This is a genomic window from Photorhabdus cinerea (genome assembly GCF_011189575.1).
Lineage (GTDB): Bacteria > Pseudomonadota > Gammaproteobacteria > Enterobacterales > Enterobacteriaceae > Photorhabdus > Photorhabdus cinerea.
In genome coordinates this window covers 1-1,278 of record NZ_PUJW01000103.1, presented here as the reverse complement: position 1 = coordinate 1,278, position 1,278 = coordinate 1, and the positions used below count along the sequence as shown (strand labels likewise).

The 1,278-nt window shown below is 44.7% G+C and carries 2 protein-coding genes; both read left to right on the top strand.

The features are described 5' to 3' along the window. On the top strand, positions 1–874 hold an 874-nt coding region (locus tag C5469_RS22740), incomplete at its 5' end, for a tail fiber protein (protein ID WP_207629328.1). Next, positions 874–1,278 (top strand): tail fiber assembly protein (locus C5469_RS22735; RefSeq protein ID WP_166310956.1); only part of this gene is annotated, 405 nt, incomplete at its 3' end. The genes C5469_RS22740 and C5469_RS22735, both read left to right, overlap by 1 nt.

Genomic DNA, 1,278 nt, shown 5'->3' with positions numbered 1-1,278 from the left:
GGAAACGGTGAATAAGGCGAATAATGCGTATCCAAAATCTGGTGGTATTGTAAACGGGTATGTGGATGCCACTGGATATATTTCCGGTAAGGGTGTGTATGAAGCACCCGGTATTCGGGTATATAGTTCAATAAATAAGCCGTCCCCGGGAGAATTAGGGGCGTATACCATAACAGAAGTAGATAATAATTTTGCACGGGGTAATGTTGAAGTTGTTAATACAATGAGCGCATATCCGAGAATCAATTTTTTCCCGCAGCGGGGAAAAGAATCTCGAGGGTACTTTGCTATTGAAGCAAGCCTTAACGACGATAATTATCAATCTATTTATGTCTATCATAGAAATTCAGCGGGTAAAAATATTTACGTTACTAATTTTCCAGAGAAAGACGGAATATTAGCAACACTTGATGACATTAACGCAGCGAGCAACATCCCAGTCGGTTCACCCATTCCGTACCCCCACCGCTACACGCCACCGGGATATCTCACATGCAACGGACAATCATTTGATAAATCTTTGTATCCGAAGTTAGCAGAGGCTTATCCTGAGGGTAGAGTACCTGATTTAAGAGGTGAGTTTATCCGTGGGTGGGATGATAGTCGGGGTGTTGATCCGGGTCGTGTGTGCGGGTCGTGGCAGCCACAGCAAGTTCAATGGCACCGACATGTCAGCGGTAGCGGTGGATATGGAGGAGACTTCGGCGCAACTAGCAGTCGTGGGCACAACGGATCATATCATAACGATTCACAGCAAAAATTACCGTTCACGAACAACGGTAGTGATTTTGATGTATTTACAAACAATGGTGCTGTTGGCAACGAAACCCGCCCCCGCAATATCGCATTTAACTACATAGTGAGAGCAGCATAATGACAGAACAAAAGTACTCTTTAGAACATGAAACAGCCGTACTTGGAAAAGATGGTTTAGCCACTCAAGCAGGCTGGATGAAGGTCTATCACTCGAATCAAATCACGCGAGAATTCATAGCGTCAGATATCGAATATGTCATGTTGGGTGTCAGTCTATCAGCCGGAGCTTATCCCGACGCTCCAGAACTTCCCGATTCTGAAGACGAAGCCGTGTGCCGTAGTGAAGATAAAAGCTGTTGGGAAATCTTACCTGACTATCGCGGAAAGACAGCTTACGACACACAAACCCGTCAAAAACGTGAGATAACTGAAATTGGCGAACTACCCGATACACTTACATTCAATAAGCCACCTACTGATTTTGATACGTGGGATGGTAAAGAGTGGGTAGTTGATAAAGAC